This window comes from Micromonospora sp. AMSO1212t (assembly GCF_008868145.1).
Taxonomy (GTDB): Bacteria; Actinomycetota; Actinomycetes; order Mycobacteriales; family Micromonosporaceae; genus Micromonospora; species Micromonospora tulbaghiae.
Genome location: NZ_WBKS01000084.1, coordinates 1 through 25,176, shown reverse-complemented (window position 1 = coordinate 25,176; position 25,176 = coordinate 1). Strand labels below are relative to the sequence as shown.

The 25,176-nt window shown below is 72.7% G+C and carries 25 protein-coding genes; 13 read left to right on the top strand and 12 right to left on the bottom strand.

Annotation, left to right across the window (positions count from 1 at the left end):
- A partial coding sequence (locus tag F8279_RS20125) for a carbohydrate-binding protein (RefSeq protein ID WP_368668831.1) occupies positions 1-319 on the bottom strand: 319 nt, incomplete at its 3' end.
- 142 nt (positions 320-461) lie between these two features.
- Here F8279_RS20125 and F8279_RS20120 point away from each other — a divergent pair.
- Positions 462-1,706: an ROK family transcriptional regulator gene (locus tag F8279_RS20120; RefSeq protein WP_151500755.1), complete on the top strand. Its 1,245-nt coding sequence runs from the start codon at positions 462-464 to the stop codon at positions 1,704-1,706.
- Between the two features lie 32 nt (positions 1,707-1,738).
- Here the strand turns inward: F8279_RS20120 and F8279_RS20115 are convergent, their stop codons facing one another.
- The 9 genes from F8279_RS20115 to F8279_RS20075 all read right to left on the bottom strand — a co-directional run bounded on the left by F8279_RS20115 (position 1,739) and on the right by F8279_RS20075 (position 11,933).
- Entirely contained in the window at positions 1,739-3,151 is a 1,413-nt protein-coding gene (locus F8279_RS20115; RefSeq protein ID WP_151500754.1) for a GH1 family beta-glucosidase, read from the bottom strand.
- Positions 3,152-3,190: 39 nt separating this feature from the next.
- Positions 3,191-4,198, bottom strand: coding sequence for an ABC transporter ATP-binding protein (locus F8279_RS20110; RefSeq protein WP_091426979.1), 1,008 nt, complete (start codon positions 4,196-4,198; stop codon positions 3,191-3,193).
- Complete coding sequence (locus F8279_RS20105) at positions 4,195-5,241, bottom strand: ABC transporter permease (protein ID WP_175438878.1); 1,047 nt, start codon at positions 5,239-5,241, stop codon at positions 4,195-4,197. The genes F8279_RS20110 and F8279_RS20105 overlap by 4 nt, the downstream gene beginning before the upstream one ends.
- Before the next feature lie 3 nt (positions 5,242-5,244).
- Positions 5,245-6,222, bottom strand: coding sequence for an ABC transporter permease (locus tag F8279_RS20100; RefSeq protein WP_013476848.1), 978 nt, complete (start codon positions 6,220-6,222; stop codon positions 5,245-5,247).
- Entirely contained in the window at positions 6,219-7,322 is a 1,104-nt protein-coding gene (locus F8279_RS20095; RefSeq protein ID WP_151500753.1) for an ABC transporter ATP-binding protein, read from the bottom strand. The genes F8279_RS20100 and F8279_RS20095 overlap by 4 nt, the downstream gene beginning before the upstream one ends.
- An 86-nt stretch (positions 7,323-7,408) precedes the next feature.
- Positions 7,409-9,085: an ABC transporter substrate-binding protein gene (locus F8279_RS20090; protein WP_091426977.1), complete on the bottom strand. Its 1,677-nt coding sequence runs from the start codon at positions 9,083-9,085 to the stop codon at positions 7,409-7,411.
- A 117-nt stretch (positions 9,086-9,202) separates the two neighbouring features.
- Positions 9,203-10,204 carry a LacI family DNA-binding transcriptional regulator gene (locus tag F8279_RS20085; RefSeq protein ID WP_151500752.1) on the bottom strand — a complete coding sequence of 334 codons (1,002 nt, stop codon included), beginning with the start codon at positions 10,202-10,204 and terminating at the stop codon, positions 9,203-9,205.
- Positions 10,205-10,432: 228 nt separating this feature from the next.
- The gene (locus F8279_RS20080) at positions 10,433-11,155 is read right to left on the bottom strand and encodes an FkbM family methyltransferase (RefSeq protein WP_175438884.1); all 723 of its coding nucleotides are present in this window, start codon (positions 11,153-11,155) and stop codon (positions 10,433-10,435) included.
- 397 nt (positions 11,156-11,552) lie between these two features.
- A complete protein-coding gene (locus F8279_RS20075; protein WP_192580728.1) occupies positions 11,553-11,933 on the bottom strand; it encodes a YccF domain-containing protein in 381 nt (126 codons plus the stop codon).
- Between the two features lie 95 nt (positions 11,934-12,028).
- Here F8279_RS20075 and F8279_RS20070 point away from each other — a divergent pair, with 95 nt between their 5' ends.
- Genes F8279_RS20070 through F8279_RS20050 form a run of 5 tightly spaced genes read left to right on the top strand, consistent with a single transcriptional unit; the run spans position 12,029 to position 16,235 of the window.
- Positions 12,029-13,189 (top strand): aromatic acid exporter family protein, encoded by a 1,161-nt coding sequence (locus F8279_RS20070; protein WP_225853340.1) that lies wholly within the window; start codon positions 12,029-12,031, stop codon positions 13,187-13,189.
- Between the two features lie 9 nt (positions 13,190-13,198).
- Positions 13,199-14,308: a Xaa-Pro peptidase family protein gene (locus F8279_RS20065; RefSeq protein WP_151500749.1), complete on the top strand. Its 1,110-nt coding sequence runs from the start codon at positions 13,199-13,201 to the stop codon at positions 14,306-14,308.
- On the top strand, positions 14,305-15,447 hold the full coding sequence (locus F8279_RS20060) for an acyl-CoA dehydrogenase family protein (protein WP_151500748.1): 1,143 nt from the start codon (positions 14,305-14,307) through the stop codon (positions 15,445-15,447). The genes F8279_RS20065 and F8279_RS20060 overlap by 4 nt, the downstream gene beginning before the upstream one ends.
- A 9-nt stretch (positions 15,448-15,456) precedes the next feature.
- On the top strand, positions 15,457-15,672 hold the full coding sequence (locus tag F8279_RS20055; RefSeq protein WP_091426971.1) for a DUF433 domain-containing protein: 216 nt from the start codon (positions 15,457-15,459) through the stop codon (positions 15,670-15,672).
- 59 nt (positions 15,673-15,731) lie between these two features.
- Positions 15,732-16,235, top strand: coding sequence for an Lrp/AsnC family transcriptional regulator (locus tag F8279_RS20050; RefSeq protein ID WP_091427090.1), 504 nt, complete (start codon positions 15,732-15,734; stop codon positions 16,233-16,235).
- On the opposite strand, the gene F8279_RS20045 is transcribed toward F8279_RS20050, so the two are convergent.
- Complete coding sequence (locus tag F8279_RS20045; protein WP_091426970.1) at positions 16,168-16,779, bottom strand: histidine phosphatase family protein; 612 nt, start codon at positions 16,777-16,779, stop codon at positions 16,168-16,170. The two genes, F8279_RS20050 and F8279_RS20045, sit on opposite strands and share 68 nt — an antisense overlap.
- Before the next feature lie 160 nt (positions 16,780-16,939).
- Between F8279_RS20045 and F8279_RS20040 the strand changes: the two genes are divergently transcribed.
- Entirely contained in the window at positions 16,940-17,134 is a 195-nt protein-coding gene (locus F8279_RS20040; RefSeq protein ID WP_073829538.1) for a CsbD family protein, read from the top strand.
- Between the two features lie 64 nt (positions 17,135-17,198).
- On the opposite strand, the gene F8279_RS20035 is transcribed toward F8279_RS20040, so the two are convergent.
- Complete coding sequence (locus F8279_RS20035) at positions 17,199-18,605, bottom strand: KamA family radical SAM protein (RefSeq protein WP_091426969.1); 1,407 nt, start codon at positions 18,603-18,605, stop codon at positions 17,199-17,201.
- A gap of 143 nt (positions 18,606-18,748) precedes the next feature.
- Here F8279_RS20035 and F8279_RS20030 point away from each other — a divergent pair, with 143 nt between their 5' ends.
- From F8279_RS20030 to F8279_RS20005, 6 genes are all read left to right on the top strand, one after another.
- Entirely contained in the window at positions 18,749-19,810 is a 1,062-nt protein-coding gene (locus F8279_RS20030) for a zinc-binding alcohol dehydrogenase (protein WP_091426968.1), read from the top strand.
- Between the two features lie 4 nt (positions 19,811-19,814).
- Positions 19,815-21,386 (top strand): amidohydrolase, encoded by a 1,572-nt coding sequence (locus tag F8279_RS20025; RefSeq protein WP_151500747.1) that lies wholly within the window; start codon positions 19,815-19,817, stop codon positions 21,384-21,386.
- Positions 21,383-22,942, top strand: a complete 1,560-nt coding sequence (locus F8279_RS20020) for a lysine 5,6-aminomutase subunit alpha (RefSeq protein WP_151500746.1) — start codon at positions 21,383-21,385, stop codon at positions 22,940-22,942. Before F8279_RS20025 ends, F8279_RS20020 begins: the two co-directional genes overlap by 4 nt.
- A complete protein-coding gene (locus tag F8279_RS20015; protein WP_091426965.1) occupies positions 22,939-23,694 on the top strand; it encodes an OAM dimerization domain-containing protein in 756 nt (251 codons plus the stop codon). The genes F8279_RS20020 and F8279_RS20015 overlap by 4 nt, the downstream gene beginning before the upstream one ends.
- Positions 23,691-24,083: a hotdog domain-containing protein gene (locus tag F8279_RS20010; protein WP_151500745.1), complete on the top strand. Its 393-nt coding sequence runs from the start codon at positions 23,691-23,693 to the stop codon at positions 24,081-24,083. The genes F8279_RS20015 and F8279_RS20010 overlap by 4 nt, the downstream gene beginning before the upstream one ends.
- 11 nt (positions 24,084-24,094) lie before the next feature.
- On the top strand, positions 24,095-25,176 hold a 1,082-nt coding region (locus F8279_RS20005), incomplete at its 3' end, for a glutamate mutase L (protein ID WP_151500756.1).

The following is a 25,176-nucleotide window of genomic DNA, read 5'->3' as shown; positions in this document are numbered from 1 at the left end:
GCCGGGTGGTGGGGCTCGGCGACGGCGTTCCGCCGGTGCAGGCGCCGAGGTCGGTCCAGAGCGCCGGTACGGCGGCCGGGGTCCAGCCCGCGCCGGCGGGCGGGGTGTGCGTGACGAGCGCCTGGTAGAGCCGGCCGGCATAGGTGGCCCGGCTGCCGGCGGTCCAGGTGACGCCCTCGGCCCAGGCCGGCGCGTCGCAGGCGACGAGCGTGCCGACGGCGCCGGTCGGCGTGGCGGCGGTGGCGGGCAGGGCGGCGGCGGTGGCGGCGAGCAGCGCGACGCCACCGAGCAGAGCGGTCATCCCACGTCCGAGTCGCATGACATACCTCCTCATCGATGCGCCGGAGGTTATCAGTTAACTTTGTTAAGTGTAAATGCGGCGTACCCTGTCACCACCCCGTTCAGGGCGTGAAGCAGGAACGAAAGCCGCCCGCGGGCGGCCGGGAAGGACGGCGGCGGACGTGGACGCCAGACGCACCACGGTGCGCGACATGCGCCGGGCCAACCGCTCGGTCCTGCTCACCCGCATCTGGCTGGACGGCCCGCTCAGCCGGCACGAACTGGGCCAGTCCACCGCGCTGAGCCTGGCCAGCGTCAGCAACCTGGTCGGCGAGATGATCAACGAGGGTCTGGTCGAGGAGGCCGGCTCGGTCGAGTCCGACGGCGGCCGTCCCCGCGTGCTGCTGCGCGTCGCGCCCGGCTACGGCTACCTCGTCGGCGCCGACGTCGGCGAGACCCGCGTCCAGGTGGAGTTGTTCGACCTGAGCATGACCGCGCTGGCCAAGGCGGAGTACCCGATCGCCGCGGCCGATCCCGATCCCGAGCGGGTCGCCGCTCACCTGCGGCACGGCCTCGCCGCCGTCACCGAGCAGGCGGGCGTCGACCCGGCGGCGGTGCTCGGCTTCGGCGTCGCCGTCGCCGGCACCGTCGAGCGCACCGCCGACGCCGTGGTGCACGCCCAGACGCTCGGCTGGGACGGCGTCCCGCTCGGCGCGATGCTGCGCGCCGGCACCGACGTACCGGTGCACGTGGACAACGGCGCGAAGACGCTCGGCCAGGCCGAGATGTGGTTCGGCGCCGGCCGCGGCGTCCGGCACGCGGTGGTCGCCCTGGTCGGCTCCGGCGTCGGTGCGAGCGTGGTCGCCGACGGCGTCGGCTACCGCGGCGCGCACAGCAGCGCCGGGGAGTGGGGCCACACCACAATCGTGTACGGGGGCCGCCGCTGCCGCTGCGGCAACCTCGGCTGCCTGGAGGCGTACGTCGGTGCGGAGGCGGTGCTGGACCGGTTCCGCCAGGCCAACCGGGGCCGCCCGGCGCCGGGCGCGGACGAGGAGACCGCCTTCGGCGAGCTGCTGCGCTCCACCGGCCGCACCGCCGCGAAGGTGATCGACGAGACGGTCGGCTACCTGGGCGCCGGGGTGGCGAACCTGGTGAACCTGTTCAACCCGGAGCGGGTGGTGCTCGGCGGCTGGGCCGGGCTGGCCCTGGGCGAGCGGTACCTGCCCGCGATCCGCGCGGCGACCGCGCGGCATGCGCTGCGCCAGCCGTACGCGCAGACCTCGATCGAGCTGTGCCGGCTCGGACCGGACGCGGTCGCGATGGGCGCGGCCACCCTGCCGATGACCCGGCTGCTGCGCGACGGCGGCGTGCCCCGCGACCCGGCCGTCCGCCCGGGCCCGGCGTGGGGGCCGGGCCGCCGTCACTGACCTGACCGGCTCTGCCCCCACGCCGGACGACGTCAGCGCTGCCCGCGTACCCGCCGCACGGTGTCGCGGTACCACAGCGCGCTGCGCTTGGGGGTGCGGCGCTGCGTGTCGTAGTCCACCCGGACGATGCCGAACCGCTTGTCGTAGCCGTACGCCCACTCGAAGTTGTCCAGCAGCGACCAGGCGAAGTAGCCGCGCACGTCCGCGCCGGCGGCCCGGGCGCGGGCCACCGCCCGCAGGTGCTCGGTGAGGTAGCCGACCCGGTCGTCGTCGTTCACGAACCCGTCGGCGTCCGGCTTGTCGTCGAACGCGGCGCCGTTCTCGGTGATCACCATGGGCGTGCCCGGGTAGTCGCGGTGCAGCCGCACCAGCAGGTCGGTGAAGGACTCCGGCACGATCTCCCAGTCCATGGCGGTACGCGGCAGGTCGCGGCGGACCACCCGGCGCACCGGCTTGCCGTCGTCGTCGCGGTCGCGGCCCTGCTCGTCCACGCCGGAGTGCAGCTGCCCGAAGTAGTAGTTGACCCCGAGCACGTCGATCGGGGTGGCGATGACGTCCAGGTCGCCCTCCTCCACCGGGATCCGTACCCCCTCGGCGGCCAGGTCCGCCACCACGTCCTGCGGGTACTCCCCGCGCAGCACCGGGTCGAGGTAGAGCCGGTTGGCCAGCCCGTCGGCGGCCCGCGCGGCGTCCCGGTCCGCCGCGCTGCCGGTCTCCGGGTCGGCGGTGGACAGGTTCAGCGTCAGGCCCAGCTCGATCGGTGACCGGGCGGCCTCGCGCAGCCGCCGTGTCGCCAGCCCGTGCCCGAGCAGCAGGTGGTGCGCCGCGGCGATGCCGTCGCCCAGGTTCCGCCGGCCGGGGGCGTGGTCGCCGTAGGCGTACCCGAGCATCGCCGAGCACCACGGCTCGTTGAGCGTGGTCCAGGTGCGGACGCGGTCGCCGAGCGCGGCGAAGACCAGCTCCGCGTAGTCGGCGAACCGGTACGCGGTGTCCCGGTTCGGCCAGCCGCCCGCGTCCTCCAGTTCCTGCGGCAGGTCCCAGTGGTACAGCGTCACCCACGGCTCGACGTCGCGGCCGAGCAGCTCGTCCACCAGCCGGTCGTAGAACGCCAGCCCGGCCACGTTGGCCGGACCGCGACCGCCCGGCTGCACCCGCGGCCAGGCCACCGAGAACCGGTACGTGTCCAGCCCCAGGTCCGCGATGAGCGCGACGTCCTGCGGCATCCGGTGGTAGTGGTCGCACGCCACGTCGCCGTGGTCACCGTTGTGGACCACGCCCGGCACCCGGCAGAACGTGTCCCAGATGGACGGTGTGCGGCCGTCCTCGGCCACCGCGCCCTCGATCTGGTACGACGACGTCGCCACCCCCCACCGGAAGCTCGGCGGCAGCGTGTCGATCGGGTCCGCGCCGGCGACTGACGACGGGCGGGTGAGATCGGTGTCCATGGTTCTCCTCGCGGGTAGCGGGTGGTGGTGTCGGGCGGGTCAGCGGGACGGGGGCGCGACGGCCGGGTGCAGCCGGCACGCGACGGCCCGCGCCGGGTCGTCGACGCGCGGCGCGCCGAGCACCGGCACCTGCTCGTCGCACCCGTCGAACGCCTTCGGGCAGCGGGGGTGGAACGCGCAGCCGGACGGCATGGCGCGCAGGTCCGGCGGGGAGCCGGGGATGCCGGTCAGTTCGCGGCGCGGCCCGTGCAGCGCCGGGAACGAGTGCAGCAACCCCTCGGTGTACGGGTGCAGCGGCTCCCGGTACAGCCGGGCGGCGGGCGCCTCCTCGACGATCCGGCCGCCGTACATGATCGCGATCCGGTCGGAGAACTCCACCAGCAGCGACAGGTCGTGCGTGATGAACAGCACCGCGAAGCCGAGGCGTTCGCGCAGCTCGGCGAGCTGGCCGAGGATCTGCCGCTGCATCACCACGTCCAGCGCGGTGGTCGGTTCGTCCATGATGACCACCTGCGGTTCCAGCGCCAGCGCCATGGCGATCATGACGCGTTGCCGCATGCCGCCGGAGAGCTGGTGCGGGTAGCTGTCCAGCCGGTCGGCGGAGATGCCGACCAGGCGCAGCAGATCCTTCGCGCGGGCCAGCCGGCCCGCCGCGGTGCTCTTGGGCTCATGTGCCCGGATCACGTCGAGCAGCTGCGTGGAGACCTTGTGCACCGGGTTGAGCGAGTTCATCGCGCCCTGGAACACGATCGACGTCTCCGCCCAGCGGAACTCGCGCAGCTTCGCCGGGCTGAGCGTGAGCACGTCGACCGGCGGGCCGTCGGCCGGGTGGTAGATCACCTGGCCGCCGCTGACCACGCCGGGCGGGGGCAGCAGCCGGGTCAGCCCGTAGGCGAGGGTGGACTTGCCGCTGCCGCTCTCCCCGGCCAGCCCGAGCACCTCGCCACGGTGCAGCGTCAGGTCGACGTCGCGGACCGCGCGGACCGCGTCCGCGCCGATGCCGTAGTCGACGCACAGCCCGCGGATCTCCAGCACCTGGTCGCTCATGAGGTCGCGTCCTCTCCGATGGGGTCCGCCGGCCGCTGCATCGGGACCGGTGCCGGGTTCGGCGCGAGGACCGGGGTGAACCCGACGCGCATGGCGACGGTGCGACCGTCGGCGGTACGGATCCGGGTCCGGCCGCCGGTCCGCAGCCGAGGGCTGACGAACTCGTCGATGCCGAAGTTGATCAGCGCCAGCGCGGTGCCGAGCAGCGCGATGGCCAGCCCGGCCGGGACGAACCACCACCAGGCGCCCTGCGCCAGGGCCTGCTGCCCCTGCGCCCAGAACAGGATCGTGCCCCAGTTCCACGACGTCATCGACGAGACGCCGATGAACGCGAGGGTGATCTCCGACATCACCGCGAAGATGACGGTGCCGACGAAGCCGGAGGCGATGATCGCGGTCAGGTTGGGCAGGATCTCGAACCCGATGATCCGCCAGGTCCGCTCGCCGGTGGCGCGCGCGGCCTCGACGTAGTCGCGGCGGCGCAACGACAGCGTCTGGGCGCGCAGCACCCGGGCGCCCCACGCCCACGACGTGAGGCCGATGATGAGCGCCACCAGCGTGTCACTGGCCTGCTCGACCAGGGACGTGACGATGATGATCAGCGGCAGCGCCGGGATCACCAGGAACACGTTCGACACCGCCGACAGGCCCTCGTCGGCCGCACCGCCCAGGTAGCCGGCGGTCACGCCGATCAGGATGGACAGGATGGTGGCGAGCACGCCGGCGATCAGGCCCACCACCATCACGCTGCGCGCGCCGACCAGGATCTGACTGAAGATGTCCTGCCCGAGGTGGGTGGTGCCGAACCAGTGCCGGGCCGAGGGCGCCTGGAGCACGTCGGCGCTGCGGGCGTCCGGGTCGTACGGCGCGATCCACGGTCCGATCACCGCGAGGAGCACGTACACCCCGAGGACGGCCAGGCCGGTCGCGGCCTTGGCGTTGGCGACGAAGCGGAACCGGCGGCGGCGCGCCCGGGCCGACGGCTGCGCCATCGCCCCCTGGCCGGGGATGACCTGCTCGATGCTGGACGGGGAGAGTGTCATCGCTCAGCTCTTTCGGGTCCGCGGGTCGAGGAGCAGGTACGCCACGTCGGCGAGCAGGTTCGCCACCAGCACCGAGATCGTGATGATCAGGAAGATGCCCTGCATCAGCGGATAGTCCTTCGCGCCGACGGCCTGGAAGAGCTGGAACCCCAGACCCGGGTACGAGAAGACGATCTCCACGAGCAGCGTGCCGCCGACGATGAAGCCCAGCGACAGCGCGAACCCGGACACGTTGGGCAGCAGCGCGTTGCGGGCGGCGTAGCTGAGGGCCACCCGGCGCTCGGACAGCCCCTTGGCGTGCGCCACGGTGATGTAGTCCTCGCTGGCGACGGTGACCATCATGTTGCGCATGCTGAGGATCCAGCCGCTCATCGAGGACACCAGGATGGTCGCGGCGGGCAGGATGCTGTGCTGGAGCGCGCTCGGGATGAAGTACGCGTCGAACGCCGGCACCAGACCCGGCTCGTAGCCGCCGGAGGACGGGAAGAAGCTGCCCGGCCCGGCGAACAGCGCGATCGCGACCAGGCCCAGCCAGAAGTACGGGATCGAGGAGAGGAACGTGGTGGCCGGCAGCAGCCCGTCGATCCACGAGCCGCGCCGCCAGCCCGCGCCCACGCCGAGCGCGGTGCCGAGCAGGAAGCTGACGATCGTGGTGACGCCGACCAGTCCGACCGTCCACGGCAGGCTGCTCCCGATCACCTCCGACACCGGGGCGGGGAAGAACGTGAACGACAGCCCCAGGTCGCCGCGCAGGAGCTGCCCCCAGTAGGCGACGTACTGCTCCCACAGCGAGCGGTCGGAGTCCAGCCCGAACAGCACCCGCAGCGACGCGACCGCGTCGGCGCTGATCCGGCCCTGGTTGCGGGAGATCAGCGACTGCACCGGGTCGCCCGGCACCATCCGCGGGATGAAGAAGTTGAGCGTGATCGCCGCCCAGGCGGTGAACAGGTAGAAGGCCACCCGTTGCAGCAGGAACCTCACCGGACCGCCTCCGTTCCGGCCTGCTCGGCGACGGCCTTCTCCGCGGCGACGGTGTCCGCGTCGTACAGCCAGCACGCCGCCCAGTGGCCGGGCGCGTCGTCCACCGGGATCGGCGGCGGCAGGTCGGTGGCACAGCGCGGCATCGCCGCCGGGCAGCGCGGGTGGAACCGGCAGCCGGCCGGCGGGCGGATCAGGCTGGGCGGCTCGCCGTGGCCCCGCTCGCCCTCCGCCGCGCCGTCGCCGCCCGCGCCGGTGATCCGCTCCGGGTCCGGCGCCGAGTCGATCAGCAACCGGGTGTACGGGTGGGCCGGGCGCTGGGTGACGGTCTCGCTGTCGCCGCCCTCGACCATCCGTCCGGCGTACATGACGATCGTCTCGTCGGCGAAGTAGCGGGCCGAGGCGATGTCGTGGGTGATGTAGAGGATCGCCAGGTCGAGCCGGTCCTTGAGGTCCTGGAGCAGGTTGAGCACGCCGAGGCGGATCGACACGTCGAGCATGGACACCGGCTCGTCGGCGAGCAGCACCTCGGGGTCGGCGCCGAGCGCCCGCGCGATCGCCACCCGCTGGCGCTGCCCGCCGGACAGCTCGTGCGGGAACGCGTCGAGGTAGCGCTCCGGCGGGGTGAGCGCGACCCGGGTCAACAGGTCGGCGAGCGCCTTGTCCAGCCCGTCCGGCCCGGTCCCGGCGTTGCCGTGGATGCGCAGCGACCGGGTCAGGTGGTAGCGGACCGTGTGCACCGGGTTCAGCGAGGCGAACGGGTCCTGGAGGATCAGCTGCACCCGGCGCACGTACGCGCGGAACCGGCGCCCGCCGCGGACCCGGGTCGAGCGGCCGTGCAGCCGGATGTCGCCGCCGGTGCGCGGGTAGAGCTGGGCCAGCAGCCGGGCCACCGTGGATTTGCCCGAGCCGGACTCGCCGACGAGCGCTGTCACCCGGCCGCGGCGCAACGCGATCGATACGTCGTCGACGGCGTGCACCACCGCCGGGGTGCGGGAGAGGAGGTCACGCAGCCGCCGGCGGACGGGGAAGTGCTTGGTCAGGCCGACGGCCTCCAGCACCACCTCGTCGGCCGGCGCCGGTGCGCTCTCGGTCAACGTCATGCCGAATTCCTGTCTGGGGTTGCCGAAGCGAGGGGCGGGCGCCGCCGGCCCGGCCGGGCGATCGTGGCCGGGCCGGCGGCGCCGGGTCAGCCGTTGGCCGGCTTGAGGTGCAGCACCACGTCCACCGCGTTGGGCTGGGTGGGCTGGAGCGCGCCGTACGGGTTCGAGTCGTCCGGCCAGCCGGTCCAGTTCTTCGTGCTGTACGCGCCGCCGATGTTGTCCGCGCCCACCGGGATCATCGGCATCTGCTCGACGAAGATCTTCTGCAGGGTGGCCAGCGCGGTGGTGCGGGTGGCGTCGTCGGTGGCGTTGGCGTACGACACCAGCGCGTCGGTCGCCTCCTTGCTCTGGAACCGGCCGAAGTTGCCGGCGGGCGAGGCGGTGCCGACCGGCTTGAGCACCCGGCCGTCCATGACGGTCCGGTAGATGTCGTACGGCGTGGCACCGCTCTCGGTCCACCGGAACGTGGCCTCGAAGTTGCCCTGCTCGACGTTGCGGAACCAGGCGTCCTGGTTGGCCTTGTCGACTGTGGCCGCGATGCCGATCTTCGCCAGGTTGCCCTTCACGATCTCCAGGCTGGTCTGGTAGTCGGACCAGCCGGCCGGGTCGGTGAGCCGGATCGTGACCGGCTTGCCGCTGCGGTCCTTCAGCGTGTTGCCGTCGAGCTTGTAGCCGGCGCCGGTGAGCAGCGCCTTGGCGCCCTCGACGTCGACCTTGTGCTCCTGGCCCTTGTACTCGGGCGCGATGAACGAGTCACCGGCCGGGCTGGGCAGGCCGGTCACGCTCTTGACCTCGGGGTGGAAGTAGCCGGCCTCCGCGGTGGTGAAGATGTCCGCCCGGTCGACGACCATGTTCATGGCCTTGCGCAGCGTCGGGTCGTCGAACGGCTTCTTCGTGGTGTTCAGGTAGAGGCCGTGGATGCCCAGCACCGGCGGCGCCCACATCTTGTGGTTCTTCTGGTCCTTGGCCACGAACACCGTCTGGTAGTTCGGGATGAAGACGAAGCTCCACTCCGACTCGCCGTTCGCCAGCGCGGTGGTCTGCGCGCTGTTGTCGGTGTACGAGGTGTACCGCAGCTCCTTGACCTTCGGCGCGTCCTGCCAGTAGCCGCTGTCGCGTACCGCGAGCGTCATGCTCGCCGGGGTGAACGACTTCAGCGTGTACGGGCCGCTGCCGACCGGCTGCTTCACCGGGTCGCTCGCCGGGTCGGCGATCTTCTCCCACAGGTGCTTGGGCACGATCGGCACCCGCCACAGCACCTTCTGCTGGTTGACGAACTGCGGGCTGGCCATCGAGATGGTGACCTCGTTGCCGCTCGCGGTCGCGTCGGTGTACGGCACGCCCTGATCGTTGAGGGCCGGGAACTTCTTCACCAGGTTGTAGGTGAACGCGACGTCCTCGGCGGTGACCTTCTGCCCGTCGGACCAGGTGGCGTTGTCCCGGATGGTCACCTTGACCGTCTTGTAGTCCGACGACCACTCGGCCTTGGTGGCCAGCCACGGCTTGAACGGCTCGGCCGGCTTGACCGGGTTCCACATCATCAGCGGCTCGTAGATCTGCCACCGGTAGCCGAGCGACGCGGCGGCCGAGGTGGTGAGGAACGGGTTGTTGTTCTCCGCCTGCGGGCCGTTGGGCATGCCGACGTTCAGCACAGTCGCGGCCTGGCCGCTCTTCTTGTTCGCGTTCGGGCTGTCGCCGCAGGCGGCGGCGCCGGTGACCATCGCGCCGGCCAGCGCGAGGGCGAGGAGTTGCCGTCTTCTCATGGAGGTCTCCCTCGGTGGTCCCGCGATCCTCGGGCGGGATGTGGTGGATGGAGGGTGTGCGGTGGTGCCACCGGCGGGCGGGCCCGCCGGTGTGGTCGCCGGGTGCGGCGGGGTGGGTCAGGTGACGCGTGTCGAGTCGCGGGCGGTGAAGCCGGTCGGGATGACGGTCGGGGTGTCCGGCAGCGGGGTGCCGGTGAGGTGGCCGATGAGCAGGCGGGCGGCGGCCGTACCCATCTCCCGCAGTGGCTGGCGCACGGAGCTCAGCGGCGGGTGGGTGTGCCCGGCCAGCGGCAGGTCGTCGAAGCCGACCACCGCCACGTCCTGCGGGACGCGCCGCCCGGCGTCGCGCAGCGCCTGCAACGCCCCGGCGGCCGACAGGTCGTTGTGGGCGAAGACGGCGTCGAACGGCACGCCGTCGGCGAGCAGCCGCCGCACCGCCGCGCGCCCGCACTCGAAGGTGAAGTCGCCCTCCACCACCCGGTCCGGCTCGATCGGTACGCCCGCGTCGGTGTAGGCGCCGGCGAACCCGGCGAGCCGCTCCCGGGTGCAGCCGAACTGCCGCAGGCCGGTGACGACGAGTGGCCGCCGCCGGCCGAGCGCCAGCAGGTGCGCGGCGGCGGCCCGCGCGCCCGCCTCGTTGGTGGTCCGCACCGACGGGAAGCCGGGCTGGTGGCCCCGGTCGTCGATGAGGATGACCGGCAGGCCACGCCGGTGCAGCTCGGTGATGTAGTCGAGCGTCCCCTCCGGTTCGACCACGAGCAGGCCGTCGAACGACTTGGCCGACACCTGGGAGGCGAACCGGCGCATCGACTCGTCGCCGTGGGTGCAGGTGAACAGCAGCATGCCGTAGCCGGCGGCCTCGACCACGTCGGCCGCGCCCTGGAGGACCTCGCCCATCCAGGGCCAGGTCAGCGCGGGGACCAGCATCCCGACCACCCGGGTACGCCCACGGGCCAGCCCGACCGCGCGGGCGCTCGGCACGTACCCGAGGTCGCTGATCACGGCCCGGACCCGGTCGGCGGTGCGCACGTGCACCTCGCCCTTGCCGTTGAGCACCCGGGAGACCGTCGTCTTGCTCACCCCGGCGCGGGTGGCGACGTCGGCGATGGTGATCGGCACGTGACGCTCCCGGGTCGCAGGGATGTGCGGAGTGTTTCGGAACCGGTTGCGGAAGCGGTTCCGTGGCAGTCAACCCAAGTGGCGCGGCTCACGTCAATCACAGACGGATAACGATGCATTGCTAAGTTCGAGCTTTGAAAAAAGTGCCCGTGCAGGGGGTCTGCCGATCAGGGCGTTGAGCAGGGTCGATGCCGTCCGGTCGGACCGTCCTCCATCCGAAGTGGAGGTTCAGGGACGCGCGTACACGTCGCCGGAGTTGGCCTCGTCCGGCAGCGCGCCCAGGTATGCGGCCACCTCGGCGGCCGGGCGCCAGCTGGGCAGCGCGAACTCCATCTCGTCACCGATCGCCACCGTGAACCGGGTGAAGCCGAGCGCGGTGAGCCGGTCCAGGCAGCGCGCCGCCGCCACCCGGGCGATGGTGGTGAACTCGAACGACAACGCCGGGACCGGCCGGCTCAGCCCGGCCAGCACGGCGTCCTCGAAGCCCTCCACGTCGATCTTCACGAACGCCGGTACGCCGTACGCGGCCACGAGCGCGTCCAGTGTGGTGCCCGGCACCTCGATCTGCGCGTCCCAGGTCTCACCCGCCCAGCCGGGCGCGCCGTCGGCGGCGCGGACGAACCCGGGGGAGGCGGTGGAGACCGTCGGATTGGCCGAGTTGACGTGCAGTCGCACCGGGCCGCCCGCACGCCCGCAGGCCGCCTCCACCACTGTCACCGCAGCGTCGCCCGCGTACATCTCGCGCAGCGCCCGGGCGCACAGCGGCTGCGGCTCGACCGCCACCACTGTCGCGCCGAGCCGGCGGAAGCTGCCCAGCCGGTCGCCCACGTGCGCGCCGACGTCGAAGACCAGGTCACCGGCGCGGACCAGCGGGGCGTAGAACGCGTCGAGGGCGGCGTCGCGAGCCGGGTCGCCGTGGTAGAACTCCAGCGATCGGCGCAGACCGGACATCGCCGGGTCCGCCTTGAGCGTCTCGATCACCCCGTCTCGCACACCCCCGACGCTAGCCGCCGCGCCTTGATGGCGAGCCGCATTCGCGTCCGTGAGGCAACCACCCCATCCTCCTAGGATGCAGTAGAGGTGGTGCGCTCGGATCGGCCCGGCAGATCTTGGTAGGAAACGGCCCTTATAGGGGCCACTTCCTACCAAGATCTGCCGCGGTCCCGGTGACCGGAACGCGGATCCCGCCAGTCAAGACGTGCGCTCGTTGACCGAGGCGCCCCACCATGGGTGGAACCTCATGGGTGTCAAACACGGGCGGAGACACCCATGAGGTTCCACCCGCTCACGCGTGGCGGGGGAAAGGGCTGGGCGCGGCGAGGGCTGACGGTCGGGCCCGTCGGTGTGGTTACGGCGTTTCGACGACCTCCTGGCCGAGCGGCCACAGCGCCGCCGGGACCAGCTTGAAGTTGGCCACCCCGAACGGGATGCCGATGATCGTCACGCAGAGCGCGATCCCGGCGAGGATGTGCGAGAGGGCCAGCCACCAACCGGCCAGCACCAGCCAGAGCACGTTCGCCAGTCCGGAGGGGAGCCCGGCGCCGGGCTTCGACACGAGGGTGCGGCCGAACGGCCACAGCGAGTACGAGGCGAGCCGCAGTGAGGCGACGCCGAAGGGGATGGTGACGACGAGGACGAAGCAGATCAGGGCGGCGATGCCGTAGCCGAGGGCCAGGACGAAGCCGCCACCGAAGACGATCCATAACAGGTTCAGCAGAAAGCGGATCACCACTCCATGATCCCTCGCGTTCGCAAGCACGGGGCGGCCTGGGAATACCGGTGTGGATGCCGGGTAGAGGAGGGCGTGACCGAGCCCGAGCCGTCGTGCCTGTGGCGTTCGGGCGGGCGGGCGGTGCCGTGACCCCGGTGGCTCCGGCGGCGCGCCGCGAGGTCCGGGAGGCGTACGAGCGGCTGCGCCGGTACTTCATCGTGGCCCTCCAGGCGGGTCTGGCCGCCGGTCTGGCCTGGTACGTGGCCAGCACGCTGCTCAAGAACCCGCAGCCGCTGTTCGCGCCGGCGGCGGCGGTGGGCACCATCGCCGCGGCGATCGGCAACCGGATCCGGCGCACCGCCGAGCTGCTCGGCGGCGTGATCCTCGGTGTGCTGGTCGGCGACCTCATCATCAAGGTGATCGGGGCCGGACCGGTGCAGACCGGCCTGGTGGTCGCGTTCGCGATCTCGCTGGCGGTGGTGATCCGGGGCAGCGGCGCCGTGATGGTGCAGGCCGGCAGCACCGCGGTCCTGCTGGGCACGGTGGAGCCCAACGCGCCGGACCTGGCCGTGCCGCGGACGGCGAACGCGCTGGTGGGCGGCGGGGTGGCGGTGGTGGTGGCGTTGCTGTTGCTGCCGCTGAATCCGGTCCGGGTGGTGCACCGCGCGGCCGGGCCCACGCTGGACCTGTTCGCCAAGGAGCTGACGGCGACGGCGAAGGCGCTCGCCGCCCGGGACGCCGGGGAGGCCGAGGCGGCGCTGGGCCGGCTGGAGGCGGCCGAGGCCGAGCGGAAGCAGACCACCGAGATCGTCGCGGCGGCCCGGGAGGTGACGGCGTTGTCGCCGTGGCGGTGGCGGCGCCGGGCCCAGTTGCGCCGCTACGAGAACGCCGCCGCCCACCTGGAGCTGGCGTACACGAACAGCCGCAACATGGTCCGCCGGGTGGTGGCGTTGCTGGAGGCCGGGGAGCCGGTTCCGCCGGCCCTGCCGGCCGCGGTCGAGGCGTTCGGGCAGTCGCTGCGGCTGCTGCACCGTGACTTCCTGGCCGGGCGGCCGCCGGACATCGCCCGTACCCGGGCGCGGGACGCCGCGCGGGAGGCCGGCCGGGCGCGTGCCGCCGGTCTCGGTTTCTCCGGCACGATCGTGGCCTCGCAGCTGTTCATCGTGGTCGGCGAGTTGCTGCGGGCGTCCGGCATGACCAAGATCGAAGCGGACCGGATGGCCGGCGTCTGCGAGCATCGACCGGACTCCCGCCCGGACCCAAACGACCGTTAAGCTTCGGCTGTGGGAATCGAGGAACTGTACCCCGCCGGGCGACTGACCGCGGCCCAGCGCGCCACCGCCGCGGCGGGCCTGGACGCGCTGCTGCTCACCCCGGGTTCCGACCTGCGCTACCTGACCGGCTACGACGCCCGCGAGGGGGAGCGGCTGACCTGCCTGGTCCTGCCCGCCGAGGGCGAGCCGACGCTGGTCGTGCCGGTGCTGGAACGGCCGGACGCCGAGGCCGCGCCCGGCGCCGGGTACCGGATCGTCGACCACGCCGACGGCACCGACCCGTGGCCGCTGGTGCGCGCGGCGCTACCCGGCCCGGTCCGCGCCGTCGGTCTGGCCGACCGGATGTGGGCACAGCAGGTCCTCGCGCTGCGCGACGCGCTGCCCGGCGCGGCCCAGCGGCTCGCCTCCGACGTGCTGCGGGAGATGCGGATCCGCAAGTCGCCGGCCGAGGTGGCCGCGCTGGCCGAGGCGGGCGCCGCGATCGACGCGGTGCACCTGCGGATGGGGGAGTGGCTGCGCCCTGGCCGCACCGAGCGGGAGGTCGCCGCCGACCTCGCCGCCGCGATCCGGGCCGCCGGGCACGCCGCTGTCGACTTCGTCATCGTGGCCGCCGGCCCGAACGGCGCGAGCCCGCACCACGGCACCTCGGACCGCCCGATCGGCGTGGGCGAGCCGGTGGTGGTCGACATCGGCGGCACCATGCCGTCGGGCTACCGCTCCGACTGCACCCGCACGTACGTCGCCGGCGGCCCCGCCCCGGCCGAGTTCGTGGACTACTACGCGGTGCTGCGGGAGGCGCAGCGCGACGCGGTGGCCGCCGTCGCGCCGGGCGTGACCGCCGAGGCCCTCGACGCGGTCGCCCGCGACGTGATCGGCGCCGCCGGTTTCGGCGACGCCTTCCTGCACCGCACCGGCCACGGCATCGGCCTCGACGGCCACGAGGAGCCGTACGTGGTGACGGGCAACCCCCGGCCGCTTCAGGCCGGCATGGCCTTCTCGGTCGAACCCGGGATCTATCTCGCCGGGCGGCACGGAGCCCGGATCGAGGACATCGTCGTCTGCACGACGGACGGCGGGCAACGGCTCAACACCACCCCCACGGAGCTCATCGCGCTATGAACGTCGACCGGATCCTGCCCACCGACGAGGCCCACGACCTGCTGGACCTCGCCACCGAACTCGCCGACCGGGAACTGGCCCCCAAGGCCGCCGGTTTCGAGGAGCGCGCCGAGTTCCCCCGGGAGGTGCTGCGCACCCTGGGCCGGGCCGGCCTGCTCGGCCTGCCGTACGCGGAGGAGCACGGCGGCGCCGCCCAGCCGTACGAGGTGTACCTCCAGGTGCTGGAGATCCTCGCCAGCCGGTGGCTGGCGGTGGCCGAGGCGGTCAGCGTGCACACGCTGTCCTGCTACCCGGTGGCCCAGTTCGGCACCGACGAGCAGCGCAAACTCCTGCCGGACATGATCGGCGGGGAGTTGCTCGGGGCGTACTGCCTCTCCGAGCCGCAGGGTGGTTCGGACGCGGCGGCCCTGACCACGCGGGCGGTGCGCGACGGCGACGCGTACGTGGTGACCGGCACCAAGGCGTGGATCACGCACGCCCGGGTGGCCGACTTCTACAACATCTTCTGCCGCACCGGCGGTCCCGGCCCGAAGGGCATCTCCTGCCTGCTGGCCGACCGGTCCACGCCGGGCATCCACCCGCAGGCCGCCGAGCGCACCATGGGCCTGCATGCCTCGCCGATCGCGCAGATCGCCTTCGACGACGCCCGGGTGCCGGCGGAGCGGCTGGTCGGCGGCGAGGGCGCCGGGTTCACCATCGCGATGTCCGCGCTGGACTCCGGCCGCCTGGGCATCGCCGCGTGCGCTGTGGGCCTGGCCCAGGGCGCGCTGGACTACGCGGTCGGCTACGCCCGGGAGCGCCGCCAGTTCGGCCGGGCGATCATCGACTTCCAGGGGCTCGGGTTCAACCTGGCCGACGCCGCCACCCAGATCTCGGCCGCGCGGGCGCTCATGCTCGCCGCCGCGCGGCTGCGTGACGCCGGACGCCCGTACTCGATCGAGGCGGCCAAGGCGAAGCTGTTCGCCACGGACGTGGCGATGCGGGTGACCACCGACGCGGTGCAGGTGCTCGGCGGTGCCGGGTACGTCGCCGACCACCCGGTCGAGCGGTACATGCGTGAGGCCAAGGTGCTCCAGATCGTCGAGGGCACCAACCAGATCCAGCGACTGGTCATCTCCCGCGCGCTGGCGAAGGGCTAGCCTGTCGCGGTGACCTTCCCCCGGATCACCGTGGACCCCGACGTCATGGGGGGTGCGCCCTGCGTACGGCAGTCGCGCATCCCCGTGGCCACCCTGCTGGCCATGATGGCCGAGGGCATGTCCGTCACGGACATCCTCACCGACCTGCCGTTCCTGGACGAGGAGGACATGGCGGAGGTGCTGAACTTCGCCGCGGACGCGGTGCGCGACCGGACGGCCCGCTGAGCGTCACCGCGGCGGGCCGGGTGCGGCGTGGGAGCGCTTTTCCGGCTACTGTGCAGCGCGTGGAGGAGATCGACCGTGCCATCGTCGCCGCGCTGACCGGGGACGGTCGGCTGTCGTACACGGATCTGGCCGAGCGGGTGGGCCTGTCGGTGTCGGCCGTGCACCAGCGGGTCCGCCGGCTGGAGCAGCGCGGTGTGATCAAGGGGTACGTCGCCCGTGTGTCGTTCGAGGCGTTGGACCTGCCGCTGACCGCGTTCGTGGCGATCCGGCCGTTCGACCCGTCGCAGCCGGACGACGCGCCGGAGCGGCTGGCGCACCTGCCCGAGATCGACTCGTGCTACTCGGTGGCGGGGGAGGACTTCTATCTCCTGCTGGTGCGGGTGGCCGGTCCGGCCGACCTGGAGCGGGTGCTCCAGGAGATCCGCACGGCCGCGAACGTCACCACGCGCACGACGGTGGTGCTGTCGACGCCGTACGAGAACCGGCCGCCGAAGATCAGTGGCGAGCTGACCGGTCGGGGGCGTCCCCGTCCGTCGGCGGAGCCGGCAGGTTCCACCGCCTGATCACCCGCCGGCCGTGCTCGTGACCGAGCACGCTGAGCGTGGCGGTGTCCAGCCGCAGCAACGCGCCGGCCGAGGGCGGCAGCCCGATCCAGCGGGCCCCGAGCACGCGCAGGCTGTGCCCGTGCCCGACGAGCGCGACGTCGCCTTCCTCGAGCAGCGGGGCGACCCGGTCCAGGACACGGTCCAGGCGTGCGCCGACCTGCTCCGGTGACTCGCCGCCGGGACCGCCGTCGGTCCAGATCGTCCAGCCGGGCCGTTCGGCCTGGATGTCCGCGGTGGTGCGGCCCTCGTACTCGCCGTAGTGCCACTCGGCCAGGTCGGGCTCGATCGCGTCCACGGTGAGCCCGGCCAGGGCGGCGGTGCGGGTGGCGCGCTGCCGGGGGCTGGACAGGACCCGCGCGAAACGCCGGCCGGCGAGCAGCGGAGCCAGCGCGCCTGCCTGCCGCTCGCCGTCGGCTGTCAGCTCCAGGTCGGTGTACGAGGTGTGCCGGTGGGCGGCGCTCCACGTGGTCTCGCCGTGCCGGATCAGCAGGATCTCGTTCACCGGCCCAGTCAACCATGGTCGGGCGGCGTCGGCCGGGCGTCGAACCTTCAACCTATTGTCCTAGGACGCACTACGCGATGTGCGCCGGTCAACGGCGTTTCACACGACAGTCACCGGGGACGCGACAAGGGCAAGGCGTAGCCGGACGAGGGAGGGCGACATGAGCTTCACCGACAAGGCGAAGAACAAGGCCCAGGAGATGAGCGGCATGGCCAAGGAGCGCATCGGCGACGTGACCGACAACGAACGGTTGCGGGCCGAGGGCGCCTCCGAGCAGAGCACGGCGCGCGCCCGGCAGGCCGGGGAGCACGCCAAGCAGGCGGGCCGCGACGTCAAGGACGCCTTCAACAAGTGAGTACGCGAACGGCGGGCCACCTCATCGCAGAGGTGGCCCGCCGGTCGTGGCGCTGGGGCCGGGATCAGTCGTCGCGGTGCGCGAGCCACCAGGCCTGGCCGGCCTCGGGCAGCATATCGATCGGGTCGTAGTAGGCGTAGCGCTTGTTCAGCGCCTCCAGGTCGGCCGACTCGATCGAGGTGCGGTAGTTCTTGGTCCAGTAGGAGATGCCGCGCTCACGGTCGTAGTCGGTGAGCATGTGCACCCAGCGCTTGCCGACGAACGGCACGTCGCAGACGATCCGCGGGGTGGCGTAGCCGGGCAGGTAGCCCATGATGTCGTGCTGGAGCTGCTGGGCGTGCCAGACGGGGACTCGCCAGTGCTCGGCGTTGGGGATCATGTCGCACATGTAGAAGTAGTAAGGCAGGATGCCCGCCTCGCCCTGGAGCGCGAAGCAGAGGTCGAGCAGGTCGGCGCTGGTGGCGTTGACGCCGCGCATGAGCACGCCCTGGTTGCGGACGTCGCGTACGCCGACGTCGAGCGCGGTCTGGGCGGCCTTGGCGACGAGCGGGGTCAGCGACTGGGCGTGGTTGACGTGGGTGTGGATGGCCAGGTTGACGCCGCGGCGGGCGGCGGTGCGGGCGACCCGTTCGAGGCCCTCGACCACGTCGGGCTGGAGCCAGTGCTGGGGCAGGCCCATGAGCGCCTTGGTGGCGAGCCGGATGTCGCGGATCGTCTCGATCTCCAGCAGCCGCATCAGGTACGACTCGAGGTTGCGCCACGGCACGTTGGCGACGTCGCCACCGGAGACCACCACGTCGCGTACGCCGGGGTGGGCCTTGAGGTAGGTGATGTGGGCGTCGTAGCGGTCGACGGGCTTGAGGGTGAGCTTGAGCTTGTCGACGGCGGGGGTGGAGTTGCCGACGAGGTCCATGCGGGTGCAGTGGCCGCAGTACTGCGGGCAGGTGGAGAGCAGCTCGGCGAGGACCTTGGTGGGGTAGCGGTGGGTGAGGCCCTCGGCGACCCACATGTCGTGTTCGTGGAGGCTGTCGCGGCTGGCGTACGGGTGTGAGGGCCAGTCGGTGCGCCGGTCGGAGGCGACCGGGATCATGTAGCGGCGGATCGGGTCGGCGAGCAGCGCCTCGGTGCTCATCGGCTGATGCGGCACCATGGTGTTGAGCATCTGCGGCGGCACCAGCATGGACATGGTGGCCAGGGCCTTCTGGTCGGCCTCCAGGTCGGCGTAGAAGGTCTCGTCGACGGTGTCGCCGAGGACGGCGCGCAGCTGCTTGATGTTCTTGACGCAGTTGACCCGCTGCCACTGGGCGCTCTCCCACTGGTCGCGGGTGATGTGGCGCCAGCCGGGGAAGCGGGTCCAGTCGGGTTCGACGAGGGGCGCGCGGCGGTATTCGTAGGGCTGTCCGGCGGCCGGGACGGTGGCCGGCGCGTGGCGGGGCGTCGGGATGGTCTCCACCGGTTGGGTCTGGGTCACGGCCCCTCCTCGTCACTGTGCGGGTTGATCAACGGTTGCGAAGGCTACTGGAAAATCTGCGGTGAAGAAATTAGTCTGCCGTAAGTTTTCCCGCGACGCGACCCCTGGCCGGGGGTTCGGGCGGCTGGACATAGGGGGTCGGCGTGACGTCACCGGTGGGCCTGCACCGAGTCGTGGAGCCGGCGGGGGTGCTCCCGCAGGCGGCCTGGCGGCTGGACCCGGACCCGCGGATCGCGGCGAACGAGGTGCGGATCCGGGTCGAGCGGCTGAACCTGGACGCGGCGAGTTTCCGGCAGCTGGCGGAGAAGCACGGCGGCGACGGGGACAAGGTCCGCGCCGAGGTGCTGGAGATCGTGTCGACCCGGGGGAAGATGCAGAACCCGGTGACCGGTTCGGGCGGCATGCTGATCGGCACGGTCGAGGAGGCGGGCCGCCGGTCGCCGCTGGGGCTGAAGGCTGGTGACCGGGTGGCGACGCTCGTGTCGCTGACGCTGACGCCGCTGACGATCACCGACGGGCTGGCCCGCTGGGACGGGCGCAGCGAGCAGGTGCCGTGCGACGGGCACGCGATCCTGTTCGCCCGGTCGATCGCGGCGGTGCTGCCGCCGGACCTGCACCCCGAGTTGTCGCTCGCGGTGCTGGACGTGTGCGGGGCGCCGGCGTTGACGGCGCGGGTGGTGGCCGAGCAGGTGGCGCGGCGGTCCCGCGAGGGTGATCCGCGTCCGGTGGCGGTGGCGGTGATCGGCGGGGCCGGCAAGAGTGGGTCGTTGTCGCTCGCGGCGGCGCGGCGGGCCGGCGCCGCCCGTACCGTCGGGGTGGTTCCGGTGGCCTCGGAGCGGGACGCGTTGACGGCGGCCGGGCTGGCCGACGTGGTGGCGCTCGCGGACGCGCGGGATCCGGTGGGGCTGTCGACGGCGGTGACGACGGCGCTGGGTGTGCCGGCGGACGTGACTGTGGTGTGCGTGGACGTGCCGGGGTGTGAACACGGCGCGGTGCTGGCCACGGCGGACGGCGGTACGGTGATCTTCTTCTCGATGGCGACGAGCTTCGCGGCGGCGGCGCTGGGCGCGGAGGGCCTGGCGGCGGACGTGACGATGCTGGTGGGCAACGGGTACGTGCCGGGGCACGCGGCGCTGGCGCTGGACCTGTTGCGTGCCGAGCCGGGGGTGCGCGGTCTGTTCGAGGCCCGTCTGGCGGCAGACTGAGACCATGACGAACCCCTCGACGCTGTATCGCGGCGGAGTGCTGCACTGTCCGGCCGACCCGAGCGCGACCGCGCTGCTGGTGCGCGACGGGCGGATCGCCTGGCTGGGCACGGGCGCGGACGCGCCGCGGGCGGACCGGGTGGTGGAGCTGGGCGGTGCGCTGGTGACGCCGGCGTTCGTGGACGCGCACGTGCACGCGACGGACACCGGGTTGGCGTTGTCGGGGCTGGATCTGTCGGCGGTGCGGTCGGCGGGTGAGCTGCTGGAGGCGGTGTCGGCGTTCGCGGCGGGTCTGCCGGGTGACGCGGTGGTGCTGGGGCACGGCTGGGACGAGTCGGCCTGGGCGGATCCGGCGTTGCCGGACGCGGCGGCGCTGGATCGGGCGGCCGGTGGGCGGCGGGTGTATCTGTCGCAGGCGTCGATCCATTCGGCGCTGGTGTCGGCGGCGTTGCTGGGGGCGTGCCCGGAGGTGGTGTCGGCGGCCGGGTACGAGGCGTCGGGGTGGCTGCGGCGCGACGCGCATCACGTGGTGCGGGCGGCGGCGTTCAGCTCGGTGACGCGGGCGCAGCGGGTGGCGGTGCAGCGGCGGGCCCTGGAACACGCGGCGTCGCTGGGTGTCGCGGCGGTGCACGAGTGCGGTGGTCCGGACATCTCCGACGAGGAGGACTTCACCGGGCTGCTGGCGATCTCGGGGGCCGGGGTGCCGGAGGTGTACGGGTACTGGGGTGAGCTGCTGGGTGCGGCGAAGGCCCGGGAGCTGGGCGCGGTGGGCGCGGGTGGTGACCTGTTCGCGGACGGGGCGCTGGGGTCGCGGACGGCGCACGTGTCGGCGGCGTACCTGGACGGTGAGGCGGGGGCGTGCGGGCACGGGTACGTGTCGGCGGAGCAGGTGCGTGATCATCTGCTGGACTGCGCGGCGCACGGGTTGCAGGGCGGGTTCCACGCGATCGGGGACGCGGCGATCGGGACGGTGCTTGCGGGGTTCGCGCTGGCGGCGCGGACGGTGGGCACGGACCGGTTGCGGGCGGCCCGGCACCGGGTGGAGCACGCGGAGATCATGAGCAAGGCGCTGATCGCCGGGTTCGTGGAGTACGGGATCGTGGCGTCGATGCAGCCGGCGTTCGACAGGTTGTGGGGCGGCGCGGGCCGGATGTACGAGTCGCGGCTGGGGTTGGCGCGGTCGTTGGAGTCGAATCCGATGGGTGCGATGCACGGGGTCGGTGTGGCGTTGGCGTTCGGGTCGGATTCGCCGGTGACGCCGCTGGATCCGTGGGGGTCGGTGCGGGCGGCGGCGGCGCATCACAATCCGGCGCAGCGGATGAGTGTGCGGGCGGCGTTCGCGGCGCACACGCGTGGCGGGTGGCGGGCGGTGCACCTGGACAACGAGGGTGTGCTGGCGTTGGGGGCGCCGGCGACGTTCGCGGTGTGGGACACCCCGGCGGGCGTGGAGCGGGGGCTGCCGGTGGTGCTGGCCGAGGATCCGGAGTTGCGGGGCGCGGACGATCCGACGCCGCTGCCGGTGTGCCGGGCCACCGTGTTGCGCGGTGACGTGATCTATGAGGAAGGGTCTTCGTGACAGGGAAGCTTGGGCTGGATCCGGCGCTGGTGGCGCGGGCGCGGGAGTTGGCGCGCCGGGCCGGGCAGCCGGTGGTGGATCTGGCGCGCAGCCACACCACGGTGTCGGTGGAGCGGGCGGTGCTGCGGCTGGCCGGGGTGACCGGCGCGGACCCGGACGGTATTCCGTGGGTGAACCGGCTCGTGGACGCGGTGGTCGCGGACGTGGGGCTGGGGCACGGGGTGGCGGCGCCGGTGTTCGACGCGCTGGTCCGTGAGGACATCGCGGATGTGACGTTGCTGGCGCAGAAGGCGGCGGCCGGGTCGGTGCGGTTCGGGCAGCCGTCGGGGAAGGCGGCGACGGCTGCGCGGCGGGCGTCGCGTAAGGCGGTGGCGGCGGGGGTCCGGGCGATCGACAGGCGGCGCGCGGAGCGGGACCGGCTGGTGAAGCGGTTCGGCGATCCGGAGCGGCGGCCGTGGATCTATCTGATCGTGGCGACGGGTGACATCTACGAGGACATCCCGCAGGCGCAGGCGGCGGCGCGGGCCGGCGCGGACGTGATCGCGGTGATCCGGTCGACGGGGCAGTCGCTGCTGGACTACGTGCCGGAGGGTGCGACCCGGGAGGGGTTCGCGGGCACGTACGCGACGCAGGAGAACTTCCGGTTGATGCGGGCGGCGCTGGACGAGACGTCGCGGGAGCTGGGCCGGTACGTGCGGTTGACGAACTACGCGTCGGGTCTGTGCATGCCGGAGATGGCGACGCTGGCCGGCCTGGAGCGTCTGGACATGATGCTCAACGACTCGATGTACGGGATCCTGTTCCGTGACATCAACCCGATCCGCACGTTCGTGGACCAGCGGTTCTCGCGGCAGGTGCACGCGCGGGCGGGGATCATCATCAACACCGGTGAGGACAACTACCTGACCACCGCGGACGCGGTGGACGAGGCGCACACGGTGACGGTGTCGCAGCTGCTCAACGAGTTCTTCGCGCACGAGGCGGGGCTGGCGGACTGGCAGCTGGGGCTGGGGCACGCGTTCGAGATCAACCCGGATGTGCCGGAGTCGTTCCGGTTGGAGCTGGCGCACGCGTTGCTGGCGCGGGAGTTGTTCCCGGACGCGCCGTTGAAGTGGATGCCGCCGACGAAGCACATGACCGGTGACGTGTTCCGGGGCAACCTGCTGGACGGGTTCTTCAACCTGGTGGGCACGATGACCGGGCAGGGGATTCTGCTGGTCGGGATGATGACCGAGGCGGTGGTGACGCCGTGGCTGTCGGACCGGGACGTCGCCCTGCAGAACGTGCGGTACGTGCTGGGTGCGGCGGGCGGGTTGCACGAGGACTTCGTGCCGGCGCCGGGCGGGTTCATCCAGCAGCGGGCGCACCGGGTGCTGGGTGAGGCGGTGGACCTGCTGGAGCGCATCGGTGACCAGTCGTTGCTGACGGCGATCGCCGAGGGCACGTTCGGGATCATGAAGCGGCCGGCGGACCGGGGCAAGGGCCTTTCCGGGGTGGCGCGGCACGAGGCGGACTACTACAACCCGGCCACCGAGATCCTGGAGCAGCCCCTGTGAGCGAGAAGACGATCGTGCGGCCGTACGGGGACACCACCGGTGACGGCATGGTGCAGGTGTCGTTCACGTTGCCGGTTCCGCACGACAAGCGGGCCGAGGGCGCGGCGGTGCAGCTCGCGAACAAGATGGGCATGGATCCGGCGATGCTGGTGCACGCCAAGCCCATCGGCGACGGGTTCACGTTCTTCGTGGTGTACGGGCGGGTGAACCACCTGGTGGACCTGGCGAAGGTGCAGGTGGTGGAGCGTGACTATCCGCTGCTGTCGGCCAAGGAGGTCAACGCGGTGGTGAAGCGGCGGCTGCGCCGCAAGCTGTCGGTGGTGGGCGCGTGCATCGGCACCGACGCGCACACGGTGGGCATCGACGCGATCCTCAACGTCAAGGGCATCGCCGGGGAGAAGGGCCTGGAGTACTACCGGGAGCTGAAGGTCACGAACCTGGGCGCGCAGGTGAGCGTGCCGGAGCTGGTCGAGGCGGCTCGGCGGGAACGCGCCGACGCGGTGCTGGTGTCGCAGGTGGTGACGCAGCGCGACGCGCATCTGCACAACACGCGGGAGATGTCGGCGGCGTTCCGGGAGGCGATGCCGGCCGGGCGCCGGCCGCTGCTGATCGTCGGCGGGCCGCGGTTCGACGAGACGATGACCGGCGAGCTGGGCGTGGATCGGATCTTCGGCCGTGGCACCACTCCGGGCGAGGTCGCCAGTTACCTCGTCCACGCTTTGATCACCTCCAGGAAGGCGAACACCCCATGAGCGATCCGCGTGTCGGTCTCACAGTCGTCCACCGCCGGTACGTGCCGTACTCCCACGCCCACTACGCGGGCAACCTGGTCGACGGGGCGTACGCGTTGGGGTTGTTCGGTGACGTGGCCACCGAGGTGTGCATCCGCACCGACGGCGACGAGGGGTTGTTCGCCTCGTACTCGGATGTGCAGTTCCGGGCGCCGATGAAGGCCGGTGACGTGCTGGAGGTGACGGCGACGGTGACCCGGGTGGGCACGCGCAGCCGCACGATCGACTTCGCCGCGACGGTGGTGTGCCGGGGCCGACCAGACAAGGGCGAGTCGGCCGCCGAGGTGCTCGACGAGCCGATCGTGGCGGTCACCGCGACCGGCACGGTGGTCGTACCGCCGTCGGCGTGAGCGAGCCGATGTTGCGCGCCGTCGTCTGCGCCGACGTCGGTTCGACGTACACGAAGGCGGCGGTGGTCGACCTCGACGGCGGCCGGCTGCTGGCGGCGGCGTCCGCGCCCACCACTGTGGGCACCGATGTGCTGCACGGGCTGGATGCCGCGGTCGGCGCGGCCACCGCGTCGGCCGGGGTCGCCGAGGTGCCCTGGTACGTGTGTTCGTCGGCCGGGGGTGGGTTGCGCCTGGCGGTGATCGGCTACGAGCCGCTGGTGACCGCTCAGGCGGGCCGGCGGGTCGGCCTGTCGGCGGGCGCGAACGTGGTGCACGTGGCCGCCGGGCGGCTGTCGGGGGCGGACGTGGCGGCGTTGCGGGCGGCCCGCCCGGACGTGGTGCTGCTGGTGGGCGGCACCGACGGTGGCGACGCGGACACGGTGGCGCACAACGCGACGCGGCTGGCGAAGGCCCGGTTCCGGGTGCCGGTGGTCCTCGCCGGCAACGCCGACGTGCGTAACGACCTGCACGCGCTGCTGGCGGGCGCGGGGGTGCCGGTGACGGTGGCGGGCAACGTGCTGCCCCGCATCGGGGTGCTGGAGCCGGCGTCGGCGCGGGCGGCGATCCGGGAGGTGTTCCTGCGGCACGTCATCGGCGGCAAGAAGCTGTCCCGGGGTGCCCGGTTCGCGCGGCTGGTCCGCGCCGCGACGCCTGATGCGGTGCTCACCGGCGTGGAGGTCCTCGCCGGCACGCTCGGCGGCGATCTGGCGGTGGTGGACGTGGGCGGGGCCACCACCGACGTGTACTCGGTGCTGACGCCGGACGAGCGCGACAGCGGCCCGAGTCAGGAGGTCGCCGGAACGCTGTGGCGGGCCCGTACCGTCGAGGGTGACCTGGGCATGCGGTGGAGCGCGCCCGGTGTGGTGCGCGCGGCAGTCGAGGAGCGGCTTCTCGACCCGGCCGACGAGCCGGAGCTGGCGGCCGCGGCGGCGGTGCGGGCCGCCGATCCGGGGTTCCTGCCCGCCGGTGACGCGCAGCGGGCCGTGGACCGGCGCATCGCGGCGCTGGCCGCGACCGTGGCGTTGCGGCGGCACGCGCGGGGCGCGGCCAGCGC

Excerpts from the sequence above, each read along its gene's own strand:
- F8279_RS20095 (WP_151500753.1), bottom strand. The coding sequence starts at position 7,322 with ATGACGTTGACCGAGAGCGCACCGGCGCCGGCCGACGAGGTGGTGCTG.
- F8279_RS20010 (WP_151500745.1), top strand. The coding sequence starts at position 23,691 with ATGAGCGATCCGCGTGTCGGTCTCACAGTCGTCCACCGCCGGTACGTG.
- F8279_RS20025 (WP_151500747.1), top strand. The coding sequence starts at position 19,815 with ATGACGAACCCCTCGACGCTGTATCGCGGCGGAGTGCTGCACTGTCCG.
- F8279_RS20040 (WP_073829538.1), top strand. The coding sequence starts at position 16,940 with ATGAGCTTCACCGACAAGGCGAAGAACAAGGCCCAGGAGATGAGCGGC.
- F8279_RS20105 (WP_175438878.1), bottom strand. The coding sequence starts at position 5,241 with ATGACACTCTCCCCGTCCAGCATCGAGCAGGTCATCCCCGGCCAGGGG.
- F8279_RS20060 (WP_151500748.1), top strand. The coding sequence starts at position 14,305 with ATGAACGTCGACCGGATCCTGCCCACCGACGAGGCCCACGACCTGCTG.
- F8279_RS20080 (WP_175438884.1), bottom strand. The coding sequence starts at position 11,155 with ATGTCCGGTCTGCGCCGATCGCTGGAGTTCTACCACGGCGACCCGGCT.
- F8279_RS20090 (WP_091426977.1), bottom strand. The coding sequence starts at position 9,085 with ATGAGAAGACGGCAACTCCTCGCCCTCGCGCTGGCCGGCGCGATGGTC.
- F8279_RS20110 (WP_091426979.1), bottom strand. The coding sequence starts at position 4,198 with ATGAGCGACCAGGTGCTGGAGATCCGCGGGCTGTGCGTCGACTACGGC.
- F8279_RS20115 (WP_151500754.1), bottom strand. The coding sequence starts at position 3,151 with ATGGACACCGATCTCACCCGCCCGTCGTCAGTCGCCGGCGCGGACCCG.